The sequence below is a fragment of the Hoeflea sp. genome (genome assembly GCF_984452065.1).
Genome location: NZ_CFHWAF010000179.1, coordinates 1 through 7752 on the forward strand (window position 1 = coordinate 1; position 7752 = coordinate 7752).

At 61.6% G+C, this 7752-nt stretch carries 7 protein-coding genes and 1 pseudogene; 6 read left to right on the plus strand and 2 right to left on the minus strand.

The window, feature by feature from the left end; genetic code table 11:
* Positions 1 to 336 precede the first annotated feature (336 nt).
* The 3 genes from AC5E6N_RS22035 to AC5E6N_RS22045 all read left to right on the plus strand — a co-directional run bounded on the left by AC5E6N_RS22035 (position 337) and on the right by AC5E6N_RS22045 (position 3528).
* Positions 337 to 1314 (plus strand): L-threonylcarbamoyladenylate synthase, encoded by a 978-nt coding sequence (locus AC5E6N_RS22035; protein ID WP_491749823.1) that lies wholly within the window; start codon positions 337 to 339, stop codon positions 1312 to 1314.
* A 35-nt stretch (positions 1315 to 1349) separates the two neighbouring features.
* Positions 1350 to 2777 (plus strand): FAD-binding oxidoreductase, encoded by a 1428-nt coding sequence (locus AC5E6N_RS22040; RefSeq protein WP_491749824.1) that lies wholly within the window; start codon positions 1350 to 1352, stop codon positions 2775 to 2777.
* A 184-nt stretch (positions 2778 to 2961) separates the two neighbouring features.
* Positions 2962 to 3528 carry a DUF6101 family protein gene (locus tag AC5E6N_RS22045; protein ID WP_491749825.1) on the plus strand — a complete coding sequence of 189 codons (567 nt, stop codon included), beginning with the start codon at positions 2962 to 2964 and terminating at the stop codon, positions 3526 to 3528.
* Here AC5E6N_RS22045 and AC5E6N_RS22050 read toward each other — a convergent pair.
* Positions 3525 to 3926, minus strand: a complete 402-nt coding sequence (locus AC5E6N_RS22050) for a DUF3775 domain-containing protein (RefSeq protein ID WP_491749826.1) — start codon at positions 3924 to 3926, stop codon at positions 3525 to 3527. The two genes, AC5E6N_RS22045 and AC5E6N_RS22050, sit on opposite strands and share 4 nt — an antisense overlap.
* A gap of 567 nt (positions 3927 to 4493) precedes the next feature.
* Between AC5E6N_RS22050 and AC5E6N_RS22055 the strand changes: the two genes are divergently transcribed.
* Positions 4494 to 5042 carry an HPF/RaiA family ribosome-associated protein gene (locus AC5E6N_RS22055; protein ID WP_491749827.1) on the plus strand — a complete coding sequence of 183 codons (549 nt, stop codon included), beginning with the start codon at positions 4494 to 4496 and terminating at the stop codon, positions 5040 to 5042.
* Between the two features lie 30 nt (positions 5043 to 5072).
* Here AC5E6N_RS22055 and ubiA read toward each other — a convergent pair whose 3' ends face one another.
* Positions 5073 to 6032 (minus strand): 4-hydroxybenzoate octaprenyltransferase, encoded by a 960-nt coding sequence (ubiA, locus tag AC5E6N_RS22060; RefSeq protein ID WP_491749828.1) that lies wholly within the window; start codon positions 6030 to 6032, stop codon positions 5073 to 5075.
* A 144-nt stretch (positions 6033 to 6176) separates the two neighbouring features.
* Between ubiA and purD the strand changes: the two genes are divergently transcribed.
* Entirely contained in the window at positions 6177 to 7451 is a 1275-nt protein-coding gene (purD, locus tag AC5E6N_RS22065) for a phosphoribosylamine--glycine ligase (RefSeq protein WP_491749829.1), read from the plus strand.
* Between the two features lie 101 nt (positions 7452 to 7552).
* Positions 7553 to 7752: pseudogene (locus AC5E6N_RS22070) on the plus strand (hypothetical protein); the annotation flags it as partial.

Below are 7752 nucleotides of genomic sequence, written 5' to 3' on the forward strand. Positions count from 1 at the left end.
CTTCAATACAACAACACAGGAACCAGTCCCGAAACACCAACCGCCGCCAACCGCGGCGATGCTTGCACACGAGCTTGAAAACGATGACGCACGCCACTCGCAATCAAGGCTGCATTGCAAGCGCAAACCCGCAGGCTGAGAGGACCGGGCTAGCGCCGCGGCTACAACAGCAGGATCAGACTGTCTTGTCCATGCGGTGAGTGGCAATCGCCTAGATTATTTTTACGTAAACGTCAATTTAATTCGACAAGGTTGAACAAATTCGTTCGACATTTGCCGGAACCGTTGAGCTCCCGTCCGCAGCCTGCTAATTGCCACCCATACCCGGTGGATGAGATGACGATCCTCGACATAACAAAAGATGAAGACGCGGCTCTGGAGCAGGCCTGTGCGGTTCTCGCCGCGGGCGGGCTTGTCGCCCTGCCCACCGAAACGGTCTACGGGCTTGCAGCCGACGCCACCAACGGCGACGCGGTGGTGCGTATCTTCGAGGTCAAGGGCCGTCCGCGCTTCAATCCCCTGATCTGCCACATGGCCGATATCGACATGGCCAGGCGCTATGTCGCATTCAGCGAGGAGGCGGAGCACCTCGCCGATCTGTTCTGGCCGGGGCCCCTCACCCTCGTCCTGCCGCTCAAACCGGACGCCGGCATCCATTCGCTGACCACCGCCGGCCTCGAGACGCTGGCGGTGCGGGTTCCGACCGGCTTTGCAGGCCGGCTCATTGGCCGGTATGACCGCCCGCTCGCGGCGCCCAGCGCCAACACCTCAGGCCGGATCAGTTCAACAACCGCCGCGCATGTCGAGGCGGACCTTGGCGACAGGGTCGGACTTATCCTTGACGCAGGCCCGGCGAGGATCGGACTGGAATCGACCATCCTCAAGCCCACCGGCACAGGTGTCGAACTGTTGCGCCCCGGCGGCCTTTCCGCCGAAGATATTGAAAGCGCCATCGGCGCGCCGCTCATGCGCCGGTCCGAACCGGGCGCCGTGGTCGAGGCGCCCGGCATGCTGCGCTCGCATTATGCGCCCGGCAAGAGCCTGCGTATCAACGCGGCGAGCGCCGGCGAAGGCGATGCGGTGATCACATTTGCCGGTCAGCGCGTCGAAGGCGCGCAGGCGACAAAGCTGGTCCTCGATCTCAGCCCCTCCGGAGACCTCGCGGAAGCCGCGGCAAACCTCTTCGATTACATGAAACGCGCCGATGGAGCCGCAACCGGTGAGATCGTCGTCGCGGCAGTGCCGAAAACAGGGCTCGGCGAAGCGATCAACGACCGCCTCGAGCGCGCGGCGGCGCCAAGACGCCAGAGCTGATGGACCGGGCGCGCGCGCATCGCTAATAATAGCTTATGAGCGAAGATATTCTCGACCGGTTTGCCGCAATCGTCGGCGACGGATATGCCATCCGCGACAAAAACGAAATCGCGCCCTATCTGGTCGAACCGCGGGGCCTCTACCACACGGCATCGCCGATGGTGCTGAGACCCGGCTCCACCAAAGAGGTTTGCGATATCCTGTCGCTGGCGACCAAGACGGGAACACCGGTCGTACCGCAGGCGGGCAACACCGGTCATGTCGGCGCTCAGGTGCCGCTTGCCGACGGTCCGGACAGTCAGCTCATCCTGTCCCTGTCCCGGCTCAACCGGATCCGCGAGACCGACACGGCGGGAAACACCATGACAGTCGAAGCCGGGTGCGTGCTCGACACGATCCACACGGCAGCGGCTGAAATCGACCGCATGTTTCCGCTGTCGCTGGGCTCGCAGGGCAGTTGCGAGATCGGCGGCAACCTGTCGACCAATGCCGGCGGAACGGCGGTGCTTGCCTATGGCAACACACGGCAACTGTGCCTCGGTCTTGAGGTGGTGCTGCCGACCGGAGAGATCTGGGACGGTTTGCGCCGGCTCAAGAAGGACAATACGGGCTATGATCTGCGCGACCTTTTCATCGGCGCCGAGGGCACGCTCGGCGTGATCACCGCGGCCGTCATCAAGCTTTTCCCCGTTCCGGCGGGCAAGCAGGTCGCCATTGCCGGCCTTGAAAGCGTCGGCGACGCGTTCTCGGTTTTCAGGATCGCGCAGCAGGCGTGCGGCCCGGCGCTGACCGGCTTCGAGCTCATGCAGCGCCTCGGCATGGAGTTTTCAACCCGCCATATCCCCGGCAACCGGCAGCCGCTCGCAGGCAGCCATGACTGGTATGTGCTGATCGACATTTCTTCCAGCCAGTCGGAGGAAGATGCCGACGCAATGATGCAGTCGCTTATGGAAAGCGCCTTTGAAAAGGGCCTCGTGAAGGATGCCGTCATTGCCCGGTCCGAGGCGCAGCGGGCGGCGTTCTGGCGGCTGCGGGAGACCATGTCGGAAGCACAGAAACCCGAAGGCTCGTCGATCAAACACGATGTCTCCGTCCCCATTGCCGCCGTGCCGGACTTCATGGCGCGCGCCGACCGCGCGGTGCTCGAGGCCATGCCCGGCGCACGCATCTGCGCCTTCGGTCACATGGGCGACGGCAACATCCACTACAATATTTCACAGCCGGAAGGCGGCGACGCCGAAGTGCATCTCGCCCGCCGTGGAGAAATCAATGAACGTGTCTATGCCATCGCCGTGGAGATGGGTGGATCGATCTCGGCCGAACACGGGATCGGCCAGATGAAACGCGATCGCCTGGCCGCGATCCGCCAACCGATAGAAATCGATCTGATGCGACGCATCAAGACGGCGTTCGACCCGGCAAACATCATGAATCCCGGCAAGGTCATCGATGTGAAAGACTGAGTTTCGACACGTTTCTTAAAAATGGATTGCCGCCTGTTTGAATTCGCTAACCATTTGCGAAAACAGGATTTTCTTAACCGTAGATATTAAGCCCGCTCGAAGGGATTTGGCATAGTCTGGTGGCTGCAAGAGGACAAAAGTCCCGCACCGGATTATCCGGCTCTCAGAAGAGACAGAGGCAAACATGACGAATTCATTGCGCAAACCGGCTTGGGCCGGCGACGAATTGCGACTGGACCCGGGGCGGTTTCCCCAGCAGGTCACCTATGCGTCGCGCTCGGACAATGACTGCGTGACCTTCACGCTGGACCAGCGTGGCGCAGTCCTGCGCAAAACCCTTCCTCAAAGCGGGCTGCCGCTTTCCATCGCTCTGCCGGCACGGGCCTTCAAAGGCATCGCGGCGCGCGCCATGGAACACGAGGACGGAACGATGACCGTGACGCTTGAATTGCATCACGAGGACAGCGACCTTTGCGTTCCGCTTCTCGTCGCCCACGATCTCGACGACATCGCGGCGGACTGGAATGCCTGGTCCGAGATCTACAATCTGCCGATGCTGATGATCGAGGGCGACGGCGAAGCCAAGCCGCTTGACGACAGGCTCGGGCCGATCGCGACCCGGTCCGTCAAGCCACGCCGGCGCCATGCCTTCCTGTCGGCGCGCCGGCCGCGCTTCCTGGTCCGGCGCAGGACCGGCAAGCTCGGTGTGCGCATGACGATCAGGGGCGAAGAGATCATCGCCCGGCGCTAAAGCCTGTTCATCTCGTATTCCTCGCAACTGTGGCCGAGCTGCGAGAGGCCTTCCTCGAGATAGTCAGGCAGCAGCGGAATACCCAGAAGGTACTGCGCCGTGCGGTCATTGCTCGCATCCGACGCCTGGGATCTCAGGTCGGACCAGTCCGAACGGTCGTAATCGTCCCGGCCAAGCCAGGTCAGCGTCACAAGATCGATCTGTTCGTCCACCGACAGCGATGAAATGAACGAGGTCAGTTCCTCTTCGACCGGGTCGTTGCGGTGTCCTTCCAATACCGACAGCATGGCGTCGTCGGACGCGTTTGAACCCGGATCAGGATCGGTGACGACATCCTTGACGTCGAACTCCCGCGCCTTGACGATCACAAAGCAGACTTTCTCCAGCGAAATGTCCATGGCAACCGCCTCCTTTCCGTTGCGATCAAACATCCCTGCCGCATACTTGTAGCGGCAGCCATCAGACTTACATGTCAAAAACGGCGGCGAATTGAGCTGGGTCAAATGATTGAACGAAATCCTGCCGACCTAGAGCGAGTTGTGATTGGATTGATGCATTTGATGGCGGAAAATCGGTTCAGTCGGCGAGGCGCGTCGCGCAGCGCGATGTGGTGCATCGGGCAAGCGGCGCAACGGTGAGCCCGTCTCGCGCAATCGTCCAGTGGACGATTGCGAGGGCGAACGATGGGCCGATTTGCCGCCACCCCTGAAAGGACTGTCGTGTTGAAATTCAGAGATGAATGGGCCGGGCGATTTTGCCCTCTGACTGTGTTGGCTCGCGCTTGTGGTGGACTGGCACCACGGCGCGCAACCCGCCTTGTCAGAAACCAAAATCGCCGCGGTCAAATGCGTCAATCCAATCACAACTCGCTCTAGCCGGGCGGCGATCTTGACCCAAATCAAAGCAGCTTGCCGGGCAATTGAGCAGGATCGTTCCCGTGAGCATTGATATGCGGAGTTAAAAGAATGCAAGTTTCCCCGAAAATCGTTTTCCATGGCATGGACCCGTCCCCGGCAGTCGAGGCAAAAATCATGGAGCGCATTGAAAAGCTTGAGGAGTTTCACAGCAGGATCGTCTCTTGCCGGGTCACGGTTTCAGCGCCTCACAGGCACAGCAGGAAGGGCAAGATCTTCCAGGTCCGCATTGATATCGGCGTGCCGGGGCGCGACGTCATCGTCAACCGGGAGCCCGGGCGCGATCACGCGCATGAGGACGTCTATATCGCCATTCGCGATGCGTTCAACGCCGCCAACAGGCAGCTGGAAGACCATTTCCGCAAACGCGGCGGCATTCGCATAAAGGAGCATGCTCCGAAGGGCCACGGCAAGGTCGCACGACTGTTTGCCGATGAAGGGTACGGGTTTGTCGCGACATTGGACGGACGCGAACTGTTCTTCGAACGGGACAACGTCACCGGTGACGGATGGCGCGGTCTCGATGTCGGATCGGAGGTCCGTTTCACGGAGATGGACGGCGAAGGCGGACCGCACGCGACGGCCGTCACCGCCGTTTAGACTGCCCGTCGCTTAAATCAGATTGGTCGCTTAAATCAGGTTGACGGCGACGCCGGCCGCAAGCCCGGCAAAGACAATCCATCCAACCACGTTGTTCGACCTGAACAATGCAAGGCACTGATCGCCGTCGTCGATATTGACGACGGCGATCTGCCTTGCAAGCATGATTCCCGCCGCAAGAAGTCCCACATAGACCGGCCAGGCACCGCCGGTCAGCCAGACCGACACCGCCATCAGCGCAATCGCAGCCGCGTAGATGCCCGTCAGCCAGGCCTTGGTCTGATCGCCGAACAGCCGCGCGGTCGAGCGCACCCCGACGAGCGCATCGTCCTCCTTGTCCTGATGGGCATAGATCGTGTCGTAGCCGACGGTCCAGAACACCGCCCCGGCATAAAGAACCACGGGTGCGGCCGCCAGACTGCCGAACGCGCCCGCCCAACCCATCAGCGCGCCCCAGGAAAAGGCCAGGCCGAGGAAGAATTGCGGCCAGTCGGTAAAGCGTTTGGCAAACGGATAAATCGCGACGATCGCCAGCGAGCATATGCCGAGGACGATTGCAAACAGGTTGAACTGCAGGAGCACCAGCAGCCCGACCAGAGACTGGACGGCCATGAACACCTTTGCCTGCGCGCGCGTCACGCGGCCGGACGGCATCGGGCGCGATCGTGTGCGGGCGACCTGCATGTCGATGTCGTGGTCGACGAGATCATTATAGGTGCATCCGGCGCCGCGCATGGCGATCGCACCGACGGTGAAGAGCAGCAGGTGCGCGACAAGCTGGCCCGGCCGCAGCGCTCCCTCGAGCGTCTGCGCGTTGGCCGCCAGCATCGCCGACCACCAGCACGGCCACATGAGAAGCTGCCAGCCGATCGGCCGGTCCCATCGCGCGAGTTGAGCGTAGGGCCACAGCCGCCTCGGCAAGACGCGGTAAACCCAGTTGCCAGAGGGCGCATCGGCCACCCGGCCGGTATCTGTGCGCGTTTCCCGCATGCGGCCTTGGTGGCAGTTCCGCACGGCGTGAGTCAAGCGCGCATTGGATAAGTCCGCCTTCTGCGGGGAGCACGCCCGCCAAACCTTGACCTCGGGCGAAACCGTGCTACCCCAAAGGCGGGCCAGTTGAAAGGGATTGCGGCAATGAATGTTCTTCTTATCGGATCCGGCGGCCGGGAACATGCGCTGGCCTGGAAGATTTCCGCCTCGCCGGTGCTGGACACGCTCTACTGCGCTCCGGGCAATCCCGGCATCGCTCAATGCGCCGAATGCGTTGCGCTTGACGTATCCGATCATGCGGCGGTGATTGCATTCTGTGCTCAAACGGAAATCAGCCTGGTGGTCGTCGGTCCGGAAGCGCCGCTCGTGGCGGGAATCGCCGACGCGCTGCAGGAGGCCGGCATCCCGGTTTTCGGGCCGACGGCGGCAGCAGCGCAGCTCGAAGGCTCCAAGGGTTTCACCAAGGACCTTTGCGACCGTTACAACATTCCGACGGCGGCCTATATGCGGTTCAACAACGCGCCGAAGGCCAAGGCCTATGCCCGGCAGATGGGTGCGCCGATCGTCATAAAGGCCGACGGCCTTGCCGCCGGCAAGGGCGTGACCGTCGCTCAGACGATGAACGCGGCCCTTGCGGCGATCGACGATTGTTTTGAGGGCGCGTTCGGCGATGCGGGCGCGGAGATCATTGTCGAGGAGTTTCTCGAAGGCGAGGAAGTCAGTTTTTTCTGCATCTGTGACGGCACGAACGCGCTGCCGCTGACAACGGCACAGGATCATAAAGCTGTCGGCGACGGCGATACCGGCCCCAATACCGGAGGAATGGGCGCCTACTCGCCTGCCCCGGTCATGACCGATGCGCTGGTGGAAGAGACGATGGAGCGCATCATCAAGCCGGCCTTGAGCGGCATGGCGGATCGCGGAACGCCCTTTACGGGCGTTCTTTACGCCGGGCTGATGATCACCGCGGACGGACCGCAGCTCATCGAATACAATGTCCGGTTCGGAGACCCGGAATGCCAGGTGCTGATGATGCGCCTCAAGGACGACATCCTGATGCTGATGAAGGCGGCGGCCGATGAACTCCTGTGGACCATGAGCGCGCGCTGGCTCGACGAGGCCGCGCTGTGCGTCGTCATGGCAACGAAGGGATATCCCGGCCATTACAGGAAGGGCTCCAGAATCGATAATCTGGAAGCGGCTTCAGCCCTGCATGACGTCGAGATATTCCACGCCGGAACGGCGCTCGACGGCGATGATCTGGTCGCCAATGGCGGACGCGTTCTCGGCGTTACGGCACTCGCCTCAAGCGTCAAGGCCGCGCATGACCAGGCCTATATGGCAGTTGACCTGATTGACTGGAAAGACGGGTTTTGCCGGCGCGACATCGGCTGGCGGGCCATCGAGCGCGAAAATTAGGCGGTATTCTACCGATTTCATTCGCAAAACGTTAACCATTCCTGAAAACCGCTTGAAAAGGCTTCTCTGCTAGTCTCCCGGCAACGAACCTGGAGAGCGACATGCAGCGCCTATTTGTATTGACTTCGATTTTCGCCCTGATCGCAGGCCCGGCACTTGCCGGCGATGGCGTCCTCAACATTACGACCGACAGCGTCGGAGCCGGAAACATCATCACTGTGGAGTGCTCCCATTGCCCGCCGCTGAAGGAAAAGGACACCGGTCCCGACGTTCATGGCGTCGAGGTTGTCGAAACCGAGAT

Bases quoted from the DNA above. Each gene is read 5' to 3' on its own strand.
- AC5E6N_RS22035 (WP_491749823.1), top strand. From the start codon at position 337: ATGACGATCCTCGACATAACAAAAGATGAAGACGCGGCTCTGGAGCAG.
- AC5E6N_RS22045 (WP_491749825.1), top strand. From the start codon at position 2,962: ATGACGAATTCATTGCGCAAACCGGCTTGGGCCGGCGACGAATTGCGA.
- AC5E6N_RS22050 (WP_491749826.1), bottom strand. From the start codon at position 3,926: ATGGACATTTCGCTGGAGAAAGTCTGCTTTGTGATCGTCAAGGCGCGG.
- ubiA (WP_491749828.1), bottom strand. From the start codon at position 6,032: ATGCGGGAAACGCGCACAGATACCGGCCGGGTGGCCGATGCGCCCTCT.
- AC5E6N_RS22040 (WP_491749824.1), top strand. From the start codon at position 1,350: ATGAGCGAAGATATTCTCGACCGGTTTGCCGCAATCGTCGGCGACGGA.
- AC5E6N_RS22055 (WP_491749827.1), top strand. From the start codon at position 4,494: ATGCAAGTTTCCCCGAAAATCGTTTTCCATGGCATGGACCCGTCCCCG.
- purD (WP_491749829.1), top strand. From the start codon at position 6,177: ATGAATGTTCTTCTTATCGGATCCGGCGGCCGGGAACATGCGCTGGCC.